Source organism: Extensimonas perlucida (assembly GCF_007655255.1).
Lineage (GTDB): Bacteria > Pseudomonadota > Gammaproteobacteria > Burkholderiales > Burkholderiaceae_C > Extensimonas > Extensimonas perlucida.
The window spans coordinates 92077-110045 of sequence record NZ_VMYE01000002.1; the positions used below are offsets into that span (position 1 = coordinate 92077).

The following is a 17969-nucleotide window of genomic DNA, read 5'->3' on the forward strand; positions in this document are numbered from 1 at the left end:
CCTGTCTTCTTTCGGACTTATCCTGAAGCAGCTCTCCTTGTGCGGGTGAGCCGGGTGGCGTTGACGTGAGTCAAGTCCTTGCACCGCTACGCTGCCTATAGTTCGTTCCCGTTTGCCCCCGCTTGCCAGCCACGGCGCCTTTTGGCTTGGCTGCGGCGCAGCTCCCTGAAAGGAAACGCGCATGCCCCGTTCCGGTTTCGACAATCCGCCCAGCACCCTGCCCAGTTCGTTCGCAGACGCGCTCGACCCGGCATTCCGCGCCGCGCTGGCGCAGCAAACGGCCTCGCTGTCGCCTATGGCGGGGGTGCTGTCCGCAAGCGATTGGGCCATGCATCTGGCCGCATCGCCCGGCAAATGCCTGGACTTGCTGCGCCTCGCGCTGCAAAAGAACGACGCCTTGCTGCGCTACGCCACCGAAGAGGCGATCGACCAGTTCCAGCGGCTCGCCGATGGCCCGCAAGGGCCGCAAGAGCAGGCGCCGCCAGGCGCGACGAGCGACGCGCAGACCGCAGCGGCGCAACCGCCCCGGCGCCACCTCAGTGTCAAGCCGCCCACGCTGGACCCGCGCTTTGCTGCGCCCGAATGGCAGCAGTGGCCGTTCAACGTGCTGCAGCAGTCGTTTTCGCTCACCGAGGAGTGGTGGACCGCGGCCACGCGCGGCGTCTGGGGCGTGGACAAGCACCATGAAGACATCGTCGCCTTTGCGGCGCGGCAGCTGCTCGACGTGTTCTCGCCGGGCAACCAGTTGCTCACCAACCCGGTGGCGCTGCAGCGCACACGCGAGCAAGGCGGCATGAACCTCGTGCACGGCGCGCTCAATGCGCTCGACGACTGGCGCCGCGCGCTGGCGGGCGAGCCGCCGGCGGGCGCAGAGAATTTCGCCGCGGGCCAGAACCTGGCCATCACGCCCGGCAAGGTGGTGCTGAAAAACCACCTGATAGAGCTCCTCCAGTACGCGCCCACGACCGAGACCGTGCACCCCGAGCCCATCCTGATCACGCCGGCGTGGATCATGAAGTACTACATCCTCGACCTCTCGCCGCACAACTCGCTGGTCAGATATTTGGTCGATCACGGCTTCACGGTGTTTTGCATTTCCTGGAAGAACCCCACGGCCGAGGACCGCGATCTGAGCCTGGACGACTACCTGAACCTGGGTTTTCGCGCTGCGCTGGCCGCCGTGAACGCCATCGTGCCCGAGCGCAAGGTGCATGCCGTGGGCTACTGCCTGGGCGGCACGCTGCTCGCCATTGCCGCCGCCGCGATGGCGCGCGACGGTGACGAGCGCCTCGCCACGATGACGCTGTTTGCCGCGCAGACCGACTTCACCGAGCCCGGCGAGCTCGCGCTCTTCATCGACGAGAGCCAGCTGAGCCTGCTCGAAGCGCAGATGGACGTGACCGGCTACCTGCGCGCCGAGCAGATGGCCGGTGCTTTTCAGATGCTGCGCTCGTACGACCTGCTGTGGTCGCGCATGGTCAACGACTACCTGCTCGGCGAGCGCCGGCCTCTGAACGACCTCATGGCCTGGAACGCCGACGGCACGCGCATGCCTGCCACCATGCACACGCAGTACCTGCGCCGCCTGTTCCTCGACGACGACCTCAGCGAGGGCCGCTACCACGTCGATGACAAACCCGTGAGCCTGGGCCGCATCACGCTGCCCACCTTCATGGTCGGCACCGAGACCGACCACGTCGCGCCCTGGCGCTCGGTGCACAAGCTGCACTACCTGAGCCCGGCCGAGATCACCTTCGCGCTCACGAGCGGCGGGCACAACGCCGGCATCGTGAGCCCGCCGGGCCACCCGCGCCGCCACCACCGCATCCTCACGCGGCCCGCGGAGGGCAATTACGTCGATCCCGACGACTGGCTTGCGCTGGCCGAGCTGCGGCCCGACTCGTGGTGGCCCTCGTGGCTGGCGTGGCTTGAGGCGCATTCGGGCGCGCCCGTGGCGCCGCCGGCCATGGGCGCCAAGGGGTATCCGCCGCTTGCCGACGCGCCGGGCACCTATGTGCTGCAAAAATGAGCGTACCTGGCAGCAAGCGCCGACATCAGGATTGCTTCTGAAACTGTAGCTGCTTGCGCTTGATGCATATGTGTAAACAGCCAATTTGTTCATAAATTGTGGAGCTCAATGACTGCACCCTCTGCCTTCCCGCACTGCCCGGCGCTGCCGCCGCCGCTGCCCATGCTCATCGCAGCGGCGGCGCTGCTGCTCGCTGGTTGCATGTCGCTCGCGCCGTCCTACGAGGCGCCCCAAGCTCCTGTGGCCGAACGCTACGCGGCAGAAGACCTCGGCCGCGCCGACGGCGGCGTGCAGGCGGCCGCGCTGGCCTGGCGCAGCTACTTCACCGAGCCGCGCCTGCAACAGCTGATCGCGCAGGCGCTCGAAAACAGCCGCGACCTGCGCAGCGCCACCCTGCGCGTGGCCGAGGCGCAGGCGATTTTGGGCATTCAGCGGGCCGACCTGTTCCCCACAGTCGCGGCCACGGCCGACGGCGCACGCGGGCGCACGCCCGCCGACCTGAGCCCCACGGGCCGCGCCGTCACGGCAAGCCAGTACCAGGCGGGGCTGGGCCTTGCGAGCTGGGAGCTCGACTTCTGGGGCCGCGTGCGCAGCCTGCGCGACGCCGCACTCGAGAACTACCTCGCCACCGACGAGGCGCGCCGCGCCGTGAGCGTGAGCCTGGTCACGCAGCTCGCCAACGCCTACTTTGCACTGCGCGAGCTCGACGAGCGCCTCGCGCTCGCGCAGCAGACGGTTGCCAACCGGCAGGAAGCGGTGCGCATCTTCACGCGCCGCTTCGAGGTCGGCGCGATCGCGCGCACCGACCTCGTGCAGACAGAAACCCTGCTGCACCAGGCGCAAAGCCTGGCCGCACAGCTCGGTCAGCTGCGGGCCCTGCAGCTGCACGCGCTCAGCCTGCTCGTGGGCATGCCGCTGCCAGAACTTGCGCAGCCCGGCACGCTCGACGACCAAGCCATGGCCACCGAGCTGCGCGCCGGGCTGCCGTCCGACCTGCTGCTGCAGCGCCCCGACATCCTGGCCGCCGAGCACCGCCTGCGCGCGGCGCACGCCAACATCGGCGCGGCGCGCGCGGCCTTCTTCCCGCGCGTCACGCTCACGGGCGCCTACGGCACGGCGAGCGCCGAGTTCAGCGGTCTGTTCGATTCCGGCAGCAGCGCCTGGCAGTTCATGCCCAGCCTGTCGCTGCCGATCTTCGACGGCGGGCGCAACCGCGCCAGCCTCGACCTGGCGCAGGTGCGGCGCAACCTGGCCGTGTCCGACTACGAAAAAACCATACAGTCTGCGTTCCGCGAAGTCTCCGACGCGCTCGCCGCGCGGCGCTGGCTGGGCGAACAGCTCGGCGCCGACCGTGCCACGCTGGCCGCGCAGGCCGAGCGTGCGCGCCTCGCGCAGCTGCGCTACGACAACGGCAGCGCTCCTTATTTCGAAGTGCTCGACGCACAGCGTGAGCTGCTCAGCGCGCAGCAGCAGCTCGTGCAAACGCGCCGCGCGCTGCTCGCGAGCCGCGTGAACCTCTACGCCGCGCTCGGTGGCGGCAGTGCGGAATTCGCCACGCTGCCCGCGCTGGCCACGCTGCCTTCCTCTGCTGCTGCGGCTGCCACAGCGCCGTCCGCCCCCTGAACCCACGCCACGAGTTCCGCCATGCCCGTCCCCATGCCAAGAAAAAAAATCCTCATCGCCTCTGCCATCGTCCTCGTCGTCGCGCTGCTCGCCTGGTTCGGCTGGAAAAAGCTGCGCGCGGACGGCGACGCGCAAGCCGTGGTCGGCGGCAATGGCCGCATAGAGGCTACCGAGATCGACGTGTCCACCAAATTCGCGGGCCGCGTGGTCGATGTGTTCGCCAATGAGGGCGACTTCGTCAGCGCGGGCCAGGTGCTCGCGCAAATGCAGGTCGATACGCTCACGGCCCAGCGCAACGAAGCCGTGGCGCAAAAGCAGCAGGCCATGACCGGCGTGGCGAGCGCGCAAGCCCAGGTCAAGGTGCGCGAGAGCGACCTCGCCGCCGCGCAGGCCGTGGTGGTGCAGCGCGCGAGCGAGCTCGACAACGCGCGCCGGCGCCTCGTGCGCTCGCAGACGCTCGCGACCGAGGGCGCGACGTCCATCCAGGAGCTCGACGACGACCGTGCCGCGGTGCACAACGCCGAGGCCGCGCTGGCCGCGGCCAAGGCGCAGGCCCAGGCCGCCGAGTCGGCCATTGCCGCGGCCAAAGCGCAGGTCACGGGCGCGCAGGCCACGGTGGAGGCGCTCACGGCCACGATAGCGCGCATAGACGCCGACATCGCCGACAGCAAGCTCAAGGCGCCGCGCGACGGCCGCGTGCAGTACCGCGTGGCCCAGCCCGGCGAGGTGCTGGGCGCGGGCGGCAAGGTGCTCAACATGGTCGATCTGAGCGACGTCTACATGACCTTTTTCCTGCCCGAGACCGTCGTCGGCCGCGTGCCGCTGGGCACCGAGGCGCGCATCGTGCTCGACGCCGTGCCGGGCTACGTCATTCCGGCCAAGGTCTCCTTCGTCTCCAGCGTCGCGCAGTTCACGCCCAAGACGGTGGAAACCGCGCTCGAGCGGCAAAAGCTCATGTTCCGCGTGAAGGCGCGCATAGACCCCGAGCTGCTGCGCAAGCACCTCAAGCAGGTCAAGACCGGCCTGCCCGGCATGGCCTGGGTGAAGATAGACGCGCAAGCACCCTGGCCGGAAAACCTCGGCGTGAAGGTGCCTGAATGACGCTGCCCGCCCGCAACCCGCAACCCGAAGGCGACGCCCTGCAGCACGGGGCTCGCCTCGATGGCAGCGTCGTGCGCCTAGACGGCGTGGGCCTGCGCTACGGCGAGACGCGCGCGCTCGATGGCATTAGCCTCGAAATTCCCGCAGGCCGCATGGTGGGCCTGATCGGCCCCGACGGCGTGGGCAAGTCCAGCCTGCTCGCGCTGATCTCGGGGGCGCGCGCCGTGCAGGAGGGAACGGTGGAGGTGCTGGGTGGCGACATGCGCTCCAAGCGCCACCGCGACCGCGTCTGCCCGGCCATCGCCTACATGCCGCAGGGCCTGGGCAAGAACCTCTACCCCTCGCTCTCGATCGAGGACAATCTGCAGTTCTTCGCACGCCTGTTCGGCCACGGCGCGGCCGAGCGGCGCCGGCGCATCGACGAATTGACGCGCGCGACCGGGCTGTACCCGTTCCTCAGCCGCCCCGCGGGCAAGCTCTCGGGCGGCATGAAGCAAAAGCTCGGCCTGTGCTGCGCGCTGATCCACGACCCGGACTTGCTGATCCTCGACGAGCCCACCACGGGCGTCGATCCGCTGGCGCGCAGCCAGTTCTGGACGCTGATCGGCGACATCCGGCGCGAGCGTCCCGGCATGAGCGTGATGGTGGCCACGGCCTACATGGAAGAGGCCGAGCGCTTCGACTGGCTCGTGGCTATGGACGCCGGCCGCGTGCTGGCCACCGGCACGCCGCAGGAGCTGCACGCGCGCACGCACACGCAGACGCTCGAACAGGCCTTCATCGCGCTGCTGCCCGAGGAGGAAAAGCGCGGGCACCAGGCCGTGGTGGTGCCGCCTTTCGTCGATGGCGAAGACATCGCGATCGAGGCGCGCGATCTCACCATGCGCTTTGGCGACTTCACCGCGGTCGATCATGTCAACTTCCGCATCCGCCGCGGCGAGATCTTCGGCTTTCTCGGCAGCAACGGTTGCGGCAAGACCACCACCATGAAGATGCTCACCGGCCTGTTGCCGCCCAGCGAAGGCGAAGCCTGGCTGTTTGGGCAGGAGGTCGATGCGCACGACATTGCGACGCGCCGGCGTGTGGGCTACATGTCGCAGGCGTTCTCGCTGTATTCGGAGCTCAACGTCGAGCAAAACCTGGTGCTGCACGCGCGCCTCTTTGGCGTGCCCGAGGCGCAGATTCCGGCGCGCGTGCAGGCGCTGATGGAGCGCTTCGGCTTGGCCGAGCATCCCAAGGCCTTGCCCGACAAGCTGCCGCTGGGCGTGCGCCAGCGCCTGTCGCTGGCCGTGGCGCTGGTGCACGAGCCCGAGCTCTTGATCCTCGACGAGCCGACCTCGGGCGTCGATCCGGTGGCGCGCGACGCGTTCTGGCAGTTTCTGATCGATCTTTCGCGCAAGGACAAGGTCACGATCTTCATCTCGACCCATTTCATGAACGAGGCCGAACGCTGCGACCGCATCTCGCTCATGCACCAGGGCAAGGTGCTGGTCAGCGACACGCCCAAGGCCATCGTCGCCCAGCGCGGCGCGGCCACGCTCGAAGAAGCCTTCATCGCCTACCTCAAGGACGCCGCGCCGGCCGAAGTCGCACCCGCAGGCACGGCAGCGCCAGCGTCCGCAGCGCCCAAACCCCATGCCCCGGCGCATCCACGCGCGCGCCTGTTCAGCCCCGGACGCGCCTTGAGCTACACCTTGCGCGAGGCACGCGAGCTGCGCCACGACCCGGTGCGCCTGGTGATGGCATTGTTCGGCACCGTGGTCTTGATGCTCATCATGGGCTACGGCATCACCATGGACGTGAACGACCTGAGCTACGCCGTGCTCGACCGCGACCACAGCCCGCTGAGCCAGAACTACGCGCTCAACCTCGCGGGCTCGCGCTACTTCATCGAGCACGCGCCGATCACCGACTACGCCGAGCTGGACCGGCGCATGCGCAAGGGCGAGATTTCGCTCGCCATCGAGATTCCGCCGGACTTCGAGCGCAAGCTGCTGCGCGGCCAGCCGGTGGAGATCGGCGCCTGGGTCGACGGCGCCATGCCCATGCGCGCCGACACCATCCAGGGCTACGTGCAGGGCATGCACCTGAAGTGGATGGAAGACCTGGCGCGCACCCAGCTCGGGCAAGAACTTGGCACCGGCGCCGCGACCGTGGAGACGCGCTTTCGCTACAACCCGGACGTGCGCAGCCTGCCCGCCATGGTGCCGGCCGTGATCCCGTTGCTGCTGATGATGATCCCGTCCATCCTCACGGCGCTCTCGGTGGTGCGCGAAAAAGAGCTGGGCTCCATCATCAACCTCTACGTCACGCCCGTGACGCGCGCCGAATTTCTGCTCGGCAAGCAGCTGCCCTACATCGTGCTGGGGGTGCTGAACTTTCTGGTTCTGTCGCTGCTGGCCGTGACCTTGTTCGATGTGCCGGTCAAGGGCGGGTTTCCGACCTTGCTGCTGGCCTCGATCGTCTTTGTCGGTTTCTCGACCGGATTCGGTCTGTTCGCCTCGACCTTCACGCGCAGCCAGATCGCGGCCATGTTCTTCACCATGGTCGGCTCCATGCTGCCGGCGATGCAGTTCTCGGGCCTCATCCACCCCGTGTCATCGCTCGAAGGCGTGGGGCGCATGATCGGCGAGGTCTATCCGCTCGCCAACTACGTCACCATCAGCCGCGGCGTGTTCAACAAGGCGCTCACCTTCGCCGACCTGCACGCCATGTTTCCGCCCATGGTTGCGTCGGCGCTGCTCATCGTGGCCTTGGCCATCGTGCTGCTGAAAAAGCAGGAGAAGTGAGCATGGCGAATCGATGGAGCTACCTGACCAACATCTACCGGCTCGGCATCAAGGAGCTCTGGAGTCTGGTGCGCGACCCCATCATGCTGGTGCTGATCGCCTACGCCTTCAGCTTCCAGGTGTATATCGCCGCGACGGGCATTCCCGACAGCATCAGCAAGGTGCCCATCGCGGTGGTCGACGAGGACGACTCGGCGCTGTCCGGACGCATCGTCGCGGCGCTGCAGCCGCCGCAATTCATGCCGCCGCAGCGCGTCACGCTGCCCGAGGTGGATGCCGGGCTCGACGCCGGGCGTTTCACTTTCTCGCTCGACATCCCGCCGAACTTCCAGCGCGACGTGCTCGCGGGGCGCTCCCCGGCCGTGCAGCTCAACGTCGATGCCACGCGCATGGCGCAGGCCTTCACGGGCAGTGGCTACGTGCAGCAGGTCGTGCTCGGCGAGGTCAACGAGTTCATGCAGCGCTACCGTAGCACCCCGCAGCTGCCGGTAGAGCTGGCGCTGCGCATGCGCTTCAACCAGGCCTTGACGCAGTCCTGGTTTGGCGCGCTCATGGAGATCATCAACAACGTCACCATGCTGTCCATCGTGCTGGCCGGCGCGGCGCTGATCCGCGAGCGTGAACACGGCACCATCGAACACCTGTTGGTCATGCCCGTGACACCTTCGGAGATCATGCTCGGCAAGATATGGTCCATGGGAATGGTGGTTCTGCTTGCGACGGCATTCTCGCTGCACTTCATCGTGCAGGGGGCGCTGCAGGTGCCTATCGAGGGCTCGGTGACGCTGTTTCTGGCGATTGCCGCGCTGCACCTGTTCGTCACCACCTCCATGGGCATCTTCATGGGCACGATCGCGCGCAGCATGCCGCAGTTCGGCATCTTGATGATGCTGGTGCTGTTGCCCATGCAGATGCTCTCGGGCGGCTCCACGCCGCGCGAGAGCATGCCGCAGATCGCGCAGAACATCATGGAATTCGCGCCCACCACGCACTTCGTTGCCGCCTCGCAGGCCATTTTGTACCGCGGCGCCGGCATTTCCGTGGTCTGGCCGCAGGTCGTGGCGCTGTGCCTCATCGGCGCGGCCTTCTTCGCCGGCGCGCTCGCGTACTTCCGCAAAAGCATCACGCACATGGCGTGAGCACACCGTTTTTTCCACTCCCTCCGCACCTGCCATGCCAGACACCGCCTTGCCCGCGCCTGCCCACTCGGCAGACCCCAGCACCACGGACTTGCGCGTGGTGCGCAACCGCACCTTCGACGAGATTGCCGTTGGCGACACGGCCAGCCTAGAGCGCACGCTCACGGCCGAGGACATCCAGCTGTTCGCGATCCTCTCGGGCGACGTGAATCCGCAGCATCTGGACCCGGAGTTTGCCGCCTCCACGCGCTTTCATGGCGTGATCGCGCACGGCATGCTCGGCGGCGCGCTGATTTCGGCCGTGCTGGGCACGCGCCTGCCCGGCCCGGGCACGATTTATCTGTCGCAGACGCTCAAATTCCTCGCGCCCGTGCGCGTGGGCGACCGCCTGCGTGCAAGCGTGCGCGTGGTTGCGCGCGACGAGGTCAAAAAACGCCTGCAGCTCGAGTGCAGCTGCGTCAACCAGGACGGCGTGACCGTGATCAGCGGCGTGGCCGAAGTGCTCGCGCCGACCGAGCGCATAGCGCGCCCGCGCAGCACGCTGCCCGAAGTGCGCCTGACCATGGGCGAAGCGGGCCTCACGCGCCTGCTGGACCTTGCGCGCCCGCTCGGGCCGCTGCGCGTGGCGGTCGTGCATCCGTGCGACGAAATCAGCCTGCTGGGCGCGCTCGATGCGCACGCGGCGGGGCTGATCGAGCCCGTGCTCGTGGCGCCGCGCGCGCGCCTGCAAGCCGTGGCGCACTCCGCGGGGCTGGACATTTCCGATCTGGCCATCGAAGACGTGCCGCACAGCCACGCCGCCGCTGCGCGCGCCGTGCAGCTGGTGGCGCAAAACCAGGTGCAGGCGCTCATGAAGGGCAGCCTGCACACCGACGAGCTCATGGGCGCAGTGGTCGCGCACGACGCGGGCCTGCGCACCAAGCGCCGCATCAGCCACTGCTACCTGATGCAGTCGCCCGCCTACCCGCGCCCCTTCATCGTGACCGACGCGGCCGTCAACATCGCGCCCACGCTCGAAGACAAGGCCGACATCGTGCGCAACGCGATCGATCTTGCGCACGCGATCGGCGTGGCGCAGCCGCGCGTGGCGATCCTCGCCGCGGTCGAAACCGTGAACCCCAGCATGCCCGCGACGCTGGACGCCGCCGCGCTGTGCAAAATGGCCGACCGCGGCCAGATCAGCGGCGGCATCCTCGACGGGCCGCTCGCGTTCGACAACGCCGTGTCGATTGCCGCGGCGCGCATCAAGGGTATCCAGTCCGACGTGGCGGGCCAGGCGGACATTCTGGTGGTGCCCGACCTCGAAAGCGGCAACATGCTCGCCAAGCAGCTCGAATACCTGGGCGGCGCCGCGAGCGCGGGCATCGTGCTCGGCGCGCGCGTGCCCATCGTGCTCACGAGCCGCGCGGACACGCGCGAAACGCGCATCGCCTCGTGCGCCCTCGCGCTGCTGCTGGCCCAGCACTACAAGGCGTCGCCCCCATGAGCGCCGTACAGAACGACCTCATCCTGGTGCTGAACTGCGGTTCCTCGAGCATCAAATTCGCGCTCTACGACGCCGCCGTGCAGCCACTGCCGCGTGCGCCCTGGTGGGGCGGCAAGGTCGAAGGCATCACCGGCGCGCAGCCGCAGTGGAGCGAGAACGGACAGGCGCCACAAGCGCTGCAGCTGGACGCCAAGGCGCCCTACCACGCGGCGCTGGAGCACATCCGCGCGCGCGTGCGGGCTTTTCTGCGGCAGCACTGCGCGGGCCGCGGCATCGGCGTCGTGGCGCACCGCGTGGTGCATGGCGGCAGCAAATACTTTGCGCCCGTGCGCATGGACGCGGCCGTGCTTGCCGACCTGCGCAGCTACATTCCGCTCGCGCCGCTGCACCAGCCGTTCGCGCTCGAGGCCATCGAGGTGCTGCTCGCGCACCCCGAGCTGCCGCAGGTCGCGGTGTTCGACACGGCCTTCCACCACACCCTGCCCGAGGTCGAAAAAATGCTGCCCTTGCCCTATTCGGCCTGGGAGCGGGGCGTGCGCCGCTATGGTTTTCATGGCTTGTCGTACGAATACCAGTCGCTCGCGCTGGCCGAGCGCTACGGCGCGGCCGCACGCGGGCGCACCATCGTCGCGCACCTGGGCAGCGGCGCGAGCCTGTGCGCCATGCAGGACTTGCGCAGCGTGGCCACGACCATGGGCTTTTCGGCGCTCGACGGGCTCATGATGGGCACGCGCTGCGGCGCGCTCGACCCCGGCGCGCTGCTGTACCTGATGGAGATCGAAAAACGCACGCTCGCAGAAGTCGGCCACATGCTCTACCACGAGTGCGGCCTGCTGGGCGTCTCGGGCGTGTCGGCCGACCCGCGTGAGCTGCTGCCGCTCGAAGGCGGCAATGCGCGCGTGCAGGCGGCGCTCGCGCTGTACGTGCGGCGCATCGTGCGCGAGATCGGCGCGCTCGCTGCCGTGCTCGGCGGCCTGGACATGCTGGTGTTCACCGCGGGCATAGGCGAACACAACGACACCTTGCGTGCGCGCGTGTGCGCCGGGCTCGCCTTTTTGGGCGTGGCGCTCGACGCCCAGGCCAATGCGCGCCACGCGCCTTGCATCTCGAGCGCGGCAAGCCGCGTGCGCGTGGCCGTCGAGCCCACCAACGAAGAGTGGATCGCCGCCTGGCACGCCGCGCGCCTGCTGCAAGACGGGCCCGGGGCTCAGACGCTGTAGATATCGAGCACGGTGTCGATCAGGTCGTTGAGCACCACGATCTTCTTCCTGCGGATCAGCCAGCTGCCTTCGTGCGGTGCGAGCAGGTACTCATAGTGGCCGTAAAAAAGCTGCGTAGCAGCGTTGCGGAACAGGTGCGTGAGGAAGTTCGCCTTCACGCTGCAGCTGCCATCGGCCTGCAGCACGGGGCGCACGTTGCTCACCGTGTGGCAGGTGCGCGGCAGCGGAATGGAGGCCGCCGAGCGCCCCGTGCGCAGGCGGTACACGCGGTCTTCGAGGCCCGTGCGGTTCGGGTAATACATCAGCGAGACCGCGCTGCGCGGGTTGTCCACGAGCTCGTATTCCGAGTCCCACGACGGAATCCAGTATTCGGCCTGGGCATCGAACAGGGCGAGCCAGTCGTCCCAGCGGCGCTCGTCGACGCACTCGGCTTCGCGGTACAAAAAGGCGCAGACGCTTTGCTGCAGTTCTGTGGCGTTCATGGTTTTTTTGCTCTCAAGTGGTTTTTGCGGGTGCTCATTCGGCCTGCATGAGCTCGAGCCAGCGCTGGTGCTGGGCGACGAAGATGCCCTCGTCGGACACGCGCACGCCGCTGCTGGCGGGGTGTATGCCCAGGGCTGCGGCGTCGGCGTCGGCGCCCACGATTTCGTGCGCGGCGCCGCGTGTCATGTCGCTCCAGCGCATCACGTCATGGTTTTCGCAGCCGATCTGCGAGGCGTTGAATTCGGTCAGGTCGTCGGGCGTGGCCATGCCCGAGGCGTTGAAGAAGTCCTCGTACTGGCGGATGCGCTTGTCGCGCTCAGCCGGCGCCTCGCCCACGGGGCCGAAGCAGTAGATCGTGACTTCGGTCTTGTTCGCGGCGATCGGGCGGAACACGCGGATCTGCGTGCCCATCTGGTCCATGATGAACACGTTCGGGTAGACGAGCAGGTTGCGCGAGCGCAACACGGCCCACTTGGCTTTCTCTGCGCCCAGGCGCGCCTCGATGTCTGCGCGCGCGGCATAGACGGGCCTGTCCTGCGGGTTGGTGATGTCGGTCCAGATCACCGTGTGGCCGTTTTTCAGGTCGTAGTAGCCGCCGCGGTTGCGCGTGAAGTCGCCCACCGCGAGCACTTTCATGCCCTTGCTCTCGGCATTGATGCGCGCGCGGTTCTTGATCATCTGCACGTAGTTCGCATGCACCGTATCCACGTGGTAGCCATCGACGCCATTTTCGACCTGCAATTTCCAATTGCCGTCGTAGGTGTAAACCGAGCGGCCCGGGAGCACTTCGAGGCCTTGCGGGGATTGATCGACCACCAGGTCGAGGAAGGTCTTGCTCTCGGCCAGATGGTCTTCGAGTGGCTCGGCGTCGGGGTTGAGCGTGGCAAACAGGAAACCGCGGTAGCTTTGCAGGCGCACTTTGACGAGGCCGCGCTTGCCTTTGTCGAAGTCGCTCGGGTAGCCGGCGCCGTCTTGGTTCATCACCGACAGCAGATCGCCCTTGGCGTCGAAGACCCAGCCGTGGAACGAGCACGTAAAGTTGTTCACGCTGCCCTTGGAGGTGCGCGCCAGCGTCGCGCCGCGGTGCGAGCAGATGTTCACGAAGGCGTTGAGCGCACCGTTCTTGTCGCGGTTCACCACGATGGGCGTGCGCCCGATCCACGCGGTCAGGTAGTCCTTGGGCTTGGGCAGCTGACTTTCGTGGGCCACGTAGACCCAGATTTTTTGCCAGATTTTTTTCTGCTCGAGCTCGAACAGTTCTTCATCGACAAAGATGCGTCTATCGACCGCGCGCAGCGCGTCGCGCTCGTGGTGCACGCATTCATCGAGCAGGGATTGGGGGGCGGCGTCCATGGCAAGTCTCCTTTGCTTGAGGGGGAACGAAAAACGGGTGGGGCGCAAGACTCTCAGCCTCAGTCCAGCGCCGGAAAGCCACGCCCCGCGGCGAGCGAGGCGGCGGTGAGGATGGCGTTGAGCAGCATCGAGTGGTCGGCCACGCCGCGGCCCACGATGTCGTAGGCCGTGCCGTGCGCCACCGTGACGTGCGGGTAGGGCGGGCCCACGACCACGGCCACGTTGCCCGCGAAGGCCGCGGTCTTGATCGCGATGTGGCCCTGGTCGTGGTACATCGCGAGCACGATGTCGTAGCGCCCCTCGATGCAGTGGCGAAACACCGTGTCGGGGCTGATCGGGCCGCGCACGTCCAGGCCCGCGGCCTGCGCGCGTGCGATGCCGGGCAGCATGCGCTCCTCTTCGGGGCCTTTGGCGTGCGGGTTGAAGCCCGCCACCGCGATGCGCGGGCGCGCCAGGCCCCAGCGGCGCAGCACCTCGTGCAGCGTGCGCACGGCGGATTCGATGAGCTCGGCCGTGATGAGCGCGGACACGTCGCGCAGCAGCACGTGGTCGGTGAGGTGCGCCACGCGCAGCGGGCCCGAGACGAGCAGCAGGTAGCTCTCGCCGGGCTTGGCCTGCACCACGCGGTCGAGCACGCCGGCCATGTCCATGGCCACCGAACTGATAGGCGCCATCACGGTGGCCTGCAGCCGGCCCGCGCGTGCAAAGGCATCAGCCTCGTCGAGCCAGACCGCCGAGGCGCGCCCGCAGGCTTCGTTGTCGCGCCCGGGCGTGACCAGTGCAGGGTCGAGCGCGCCCGAGTCGAGCACGTCGAGCGCATCCGCGCCGCCGCGCAGCTCTTCGGGCGCAGCCACGGTGCGCACGCGCACGGGCAAGCCGAGCTGCGCCGCGGTCTGCTGCAGCACCGCGGCGCTGCCGATGGCGACGGGTTGGCACACCGCCTGCAGCCGGCCGCTCGCCCAGGACTTGAGCAGCACCTCGGGCCCTACGCCGCAAGGGTCGCCGATCACTACGCCCACGCGCGGCAGTTCGGCAGTTGTGTCAGAAGAAGTCACGGCTAACTCCAAAAATGAAAACGGGGAAAGGCCAAAAACGCAGGCTTCATGGGCGTGACGTTTGCTATTAAATTGATTGCGAAAAATAGGTGGTCAATTTGGCATCTAGCGCTTTAACAACAAGCACAAGCAGCTCTTTTTATGATTGCAGAAATCATGGACTTTCTGGCGTGCGTCCAAGCCAGCGCAAAGCGTTGCCCTGGCGCAGCGCCTGCTGCGCGGCGGCGTCCAGCGCCAGCGCGGCCACGCGGCCCACCGGGTCTTTGTCCATGATCGCGAACGGGTAGTCGCTGCCCAGCATGATCTGGCCGAGGCCAAAACTCTGGATCAAAAAGGCGATGCCGGCCGCGTCATAGACCAGGTCGTCGTAGAACATGCTGCGCGCTGCCGTGCGCGGCGCCACGGGCATGGCCTGCTGCAGCGGCGGGAACTGCTCCCAGGCATGCTGCAGGCGCGGCAGCAGCTGCGCGAGCGTGCCGCCGCCGTGGCTGAAGGCGATGCGCAGGCCCGGATGGCGCGCAAGCGTGCCGCCGGTCAAAAGCGAAGCGGCCGACAGCCCCACCTCGCCCGGAAACGCGAGCGCCTGCTCCAAAATCGGCGGGCCGACCAGCCTGTCCATGCCCGCGGGGCGCAGCGCGTGCACGAAGATGGCCGCGCCCCAGCGCTCTGCCGCCGCAAAAAACGGCTCGAAGCGCGCGTCGCCAATGCTCACGCCGTCGATGTTGCTGCCGATCTCGACGCCCGCGAGGCCGCACTGGTGCACGGCGTGGTCGAGCTCGTCGATCGCGCGCTCCACGTCCTGCAAGGGCACGGCGCCCAGGCCGACGAAGCGCGCAGGCGCCTGCTGCACCATGCCTGCGATGCTCTCGTTCAAATAGCGCGTGAGCACCTGCGCGTCGGCGCCATCCAGCCAGTACGAGAGCAGCTCGGGCATGGGCGAGAGCACCTGCTGGCCGACCTGCATGGCGTCCATGTCGGCCAGGCGCACCTGGCAGTCCCAGCACTGGTGCGACACGGTGCGATAGACCTTGCCGTCCAGCATCACGTGCTTGTGGCAGGGCTGGGCATCGGCCATGCTGGGCCAGCGCACGCCCAGGCGCTGCCCCAGGTAGGGCGGGAATTCGGCCGGAACGACGTGCGTGTGCACGTCCATGCTTGCAAAAGTGCTCATACGGCAGCGGGCCTGTGGGCAGACGGGGTTTCGGGCGGGGGTTCGGACTGTTGTGCCGCAGAAGAGGGCGGGCGCGAGGGCGGTGCGGTGCGCCCGCTGGACGGGCGGTTTGCGAGGTACCTGCCCAAAATCTCCACCCACAGGCGCAGCAGGCGCTGCACCTGCGCGGGGTCTGGCGCCCACAAGTGGCGCACGCCAAAGCCGCGCACCAGGCTCACGGTGAGCAGCAGCAGGTCTTCGCTGAGCTCGGCGCTCAGGCCCAGCTCCTCGATCACGGCGAGCCACTGCTGCTCGACCGGGCGGCGGTAGTTGTGCACCACGGCCACGGCGGTGTCCTTCAGGGCCGGGTCTTTAGCACCCGCGAGCAACAGGTCCAGGCCCACGGCGAAGCAGTCGCTGAAATAAAACGCCTGCGTGTCCTTGAGCAGCGCCTGAGCCGGATTGCCCGAATGCCGTGCGCTTTCGGCCAGGCGCAGGCCGTCGGCCAGAGCGATGCCAAACACGTGCTCCATGGCCGCCGTGACGAGTTCGAGCTTGCTCGGGAAATGGTGTACCAGCGCCCCGCGCGACACCCCGGCGCGCTGCGCGACCTCGGGCGTCGTGAGCCCGACGAAGCCGCGCTCCTTGAGCACCGCGAAGGCCGCGTTGAGGATGCGCCCGCGCGTCTCGTCGCTGCGCATGGCCTGCGTGCGGCGCGGCTTTTGGGCTGCGGCACGCGGTTTGCGGCGTGGCGCGGCGGGGGTTTCGGGGTTCTGCGGCGCTGGCATGGTGCTCATGGAAAAGGCAAGTTTGCTCGGTGGGCTAGCCGCGCATGGTGCTGCCGCCGTTGACACTGATCACCTGCCCGGTCACGAAAGCCGCTTCGGTCGAAGCCACGTAGCTGACCATGGACGCGACCTCGGCCATTTCGGCCGCGCGCCCCATGGGGATGATGCTGACGAAGCGCTCGACCAGCGCAGGGTCTTTTTCGGCGATCTCCACGAGCTGCGGCGTGCGCACCGCGCAGGGGGCGACCGTGTTCACGGTGATGCCGTCGCGCGCGAACTCGCGCGCCAGGCCCGTGGTCAGGCCGTGTGCGCCGCCCTTGGCCGCGTTGTAGGCCGCGTGCGCCCACAGGCCGCTCATGACCGAGTCCGCGCCGATGATGATGATGCGCCCGTAGCGCTGCTGTTGCATGGTCGGCAGGGCCGCGCGGCAGCACCACAGCACCGTCCAGAGGTTGCGGTCTATGGTCTGCTTGAGCGTCTGCGGCGTGTGTTCGAGAAAGGGCAGGATCACGCCGCCGCCCGCGTTGTTCACGAGGATGTCTATGCGCCCGAAGGCGTCGCGCGTGGCCTGCATCAGCGCCTCGGCCGTGGCCTCGAGCGACAGGTCGCCCGCGGCGGTGATGACCTCGGCGCCGGTGGTGCGCACCGCGGCGGCGCTGGCTTCGAGCCCTGCGGCATCGGCATCGGCGAGCGCCAGGCGGGCGCCGTCGCGCGCCAGGCGCAGCGCGATCTCGAGCCCGATGCCGCGCGCCGCGCCCGTGACCACGGCCACGCGGCCCGCGTGCGGCTGCGCCTTGAAGGCCCAGTCCTGCCCCGAAGATGTCACCGTGCTCATGCGGCCTCCTGGCGTTCGATCTGGCCGACCTTGCCGAAGGCTGGCTTGGGCAGACTGCCCCAGGTGTCGAGCGCGAGCGGATGCGGCTCGAGCATGCGCGGCTCGCGGGCGCCTTTTTCGGGGAACTCCTCCATGCCGAAGCTGTATTCGATGGTCATGCCGTCGGGGTCGAGGAAATACAAGAAGATGCTGCCCGAGGGCATGTGGCGCCCCGGCCCGAAGACGATGGGGATTTCGGCCTTTTGCATGCGGTTCATGGCGCGGCCGATGTCGTCGATGTCGCTGACCATGAAGTTCACATGGTTCAGGTGGTTGCCGCCTTGCGAGCGCCCGATCGCGAAGCTGTGGTGGAACGGATTGGGCTGGCAGCGCATGAAGGCAAAGTGCCCTTCGACGAAGTCCGAAATCGCAAAGCCGAGCTGCGCGTGCAAAAACGCCGCCATCTCGTCGAAGCGCTCGACCGAGAGCACCACGTGCCCCAGGCGCGCGATCTTGGTCAGGCGCTGCTGGAAGGGCACGGCCATCTGCTGCATGCGCGTGTAAAGCTCCATGGTCAGGCCCGAGTGCGGCTCGACGAAGCGCAGGCCGTCGCCCTGGCGCAGCAGGGCGCGCTCCTCGGCGCCGATGTCGTGCACGGCCAGGCCCAGGCTTTCGAGGTGCTTGCGCGCGTGTTCGAGCTCGGCGCGGCTTTCGAGCTCGAAGCCCACGCGCTTGACGCCCGGCGCCGCAGCCGGGTAGAGCACCATGTTGTGGTGGTCGGTGCTGCAGCGCAAAAATGCCGGCCCGCCGGGCACGCGCTCGGTCAAGTCCAGCCCCACGAGTTCGGTGTAGAACTTGGTCGAACGCTCGATGTCGGTGACGTTCAAGGCCACGTAGCCGAGCTTGCGGTAGCGAAAAGGAATGCTCATGGCAGTGCTT

The 17969-nt window shown here is 68.0% G+C and carries 14 protein-coding genes; 7 read left to right on the forward strand and 7 right to left on the reverse strand.

Going from position 1 to position 17969, the window contains the following annotated elements; translation table 11 throughout:
• Window positions 1–181: 181 nt before the first annotated feature.
• The 7 genes from FK527_RS03065 (at window position 182) to FK527_RS03095 (ending at window position 11387) form a co-directional block, all read left to right on the forward strand.
• Complete coding sequence (locus tag FK527_RS03065) at window positions 182–2029, forward strand: PHA/PHB synthase family protein (protein ID WP_144729592.1); 1848 nt, start codon at window positions 182–184, stop codon at window positions 2027–2029.
• Window positions 2030–2137: 108 nt separating this feature from the next.
• The gene (locus FK527_RS03070; protein ID WP_222116123.1) at window positions 2138–3652 is read left to right on the forward strand and encodes an efflux transporter outer membrane subunit; all 1515 of its coding nucleotides are present in this window, start codon (window positions 2138–2140) and stop codon (window positions 3650–3652) included.
• 21 nt (window positions 3653–3673) lie between these two features.
• Entirely contained in the window at window positions 3674–4753 is a 1080-nt protein-coding gene (locus FK527_RS03075; protein WP_144729594.1) for an HlyD family secretion protein, read from the forward strand.
• On the forward strand, window positions 4750–7542 hold the full coding sequence (rbbA, locus tag FK527_RS03080) for a ribosome-associated ATPase/putative transporter RbbA (RefSeq protein ID WP_144729596.1): 2793 nt from the start codon (window positions 4750–4752) through the stop codon (window positions 7540–7542). Before FK527_RS03075 ends, rbbA begins: the two co-directional genes overlap by 4 nt.
• 2 nt (window positions 7543–7544) lie before the next feature.
• Window positions 7545–8681, forward strand: coding sequence for an ABC transporter permease (locus tag FK527_RS03085; protein ID WP_144729598.1), 1137 nt, complete (start codon window positions 7545–7547; stop codon window positions 8679–8681).
• 34 nt (window positions 8682–8715) lie between these two features.
• Window positions 8716–10167: a bifunctional enoyl-CoA hydratase/phosphate acetyltransferase gene (locus tag FK527_RS03090; protein WP_144729600.1), complete on the forward strand. Its 1452-nt coding sequence runs from the start codon at window positions 8716–8718 to the stop codon at window positions 10165–10167.
• Window positions 10164–11387 carry an acetate/propionate family kinase gene (locus FK527_RS03095; RefSeq protein WP_144729602.1) on the forward strand — a complete coding sequence of 408 codons (1224 nt, stop codon included), beginning with the start codon at window positions 10164–10166 and terminating at the stop codon, window positions 11385–11387. Before FK527_RS03090 ends, FK527_RS03095 begins: the two co-directional genes overlap by 4 nt.
• Here the strand turns inward: FK527_RS03095 and FK527_RS03100 are convergent.
• The 7 genes from FK527_RS03100 to FK527_RS03130 all read right to left on the reverse strand — a co-directional run bounded on the left by FK527_RS03100 (window position 11375) and on the right by FK527_RS03130 (window position 17959).
• The gene (locus tag FK527_RS03100; protein WP_144729604.1) at window positions 11375–11869 is read right to left on the reverse strand and encodes an aromatic-ring-hydroxylating dioxygenase subunit beta; all 495 of its coding nucleotides are present in this window, start codon (window positions 11867–11869) and stop codon (window positions 11375–11377) included. The two genes, FK527_RS03095 and FK527_RS03100, sit on opposite strands and share 13 nt — an antisense overlap.
• A gap of 34 nt (window positions 11870–11903) precedes the next feature.
• Entirely contained in the window at window positions 11904–13223 is a 1320-nt protein-coding gene (locus FK527_RS03105; protein ID WP_144729606.1) for an aromatic ring-hydroxylating oxygenase subunit alpha, read from the reverse strand.
• A 59-nt stretch (window positions 13224–13282) separates the two neighbouring features.
• Entirely contained in the window at window positions 13283–14278 is a 996-nt protein-coding gene (locus FK527_RS03110; RefSeq protein WP_222116124.1) for a PdxA family dehydrogenase, read from the reverse strand.
• Between the two features lie 154 nt (window positions 14279–14432).
• Complete coding sequence (locus tag FK527_RS03115) at window positions 14433–15449, reverse strand: amidohydrolase family protein (RefSeq protein WP_144729608.1); 1017 nt, start codon at window positions 15447–15449, stop codon at window positions 14433–14435.
• Window positions 15446–16225, reverse strand: a complete 780-nt coding sequence (locus tag FK527_RS03120; protein ID WP_144729610.1) for a TetR/AcrR family transcriptional regulator — start codon at window positions 16223–16225, stop codon at window positions 15446–15448. The genes FK527_RS03115 and FK527_RS03120 overlap by 4 nt, the downstream gene beginning before the upstream one ends.
• A 25-nt stretch (window positions 16226–16250) precedes the next feature.
• Window positions 16251–17051 carry an SDR family oxidoreductase gene (locus FK527_RS03125; RefSeq protein WP_144729612.1) on the reverse strand — a complete coding sequence of 267 codons (801 nt, stop codon included), beginning with the start codon at window positions 17049–17051 and terminating at the stop codon, window positions 16251–16253.
• A complete protein-coding gene (locus FK527_RS03130) occupies window positions 17048–17959 on the reverse strand; it encodes a VOC family protein (protein ID WP_144729614.1) in 912 nt (303 codons plus the stop codon). Before FK527_RS03130 ends, FK527_RS03125 begins: the two co-directional genes overlap by 4 nt.
• Between the last annotated feature and the right edge of the window lie 10 nt (window positions 17960–17969).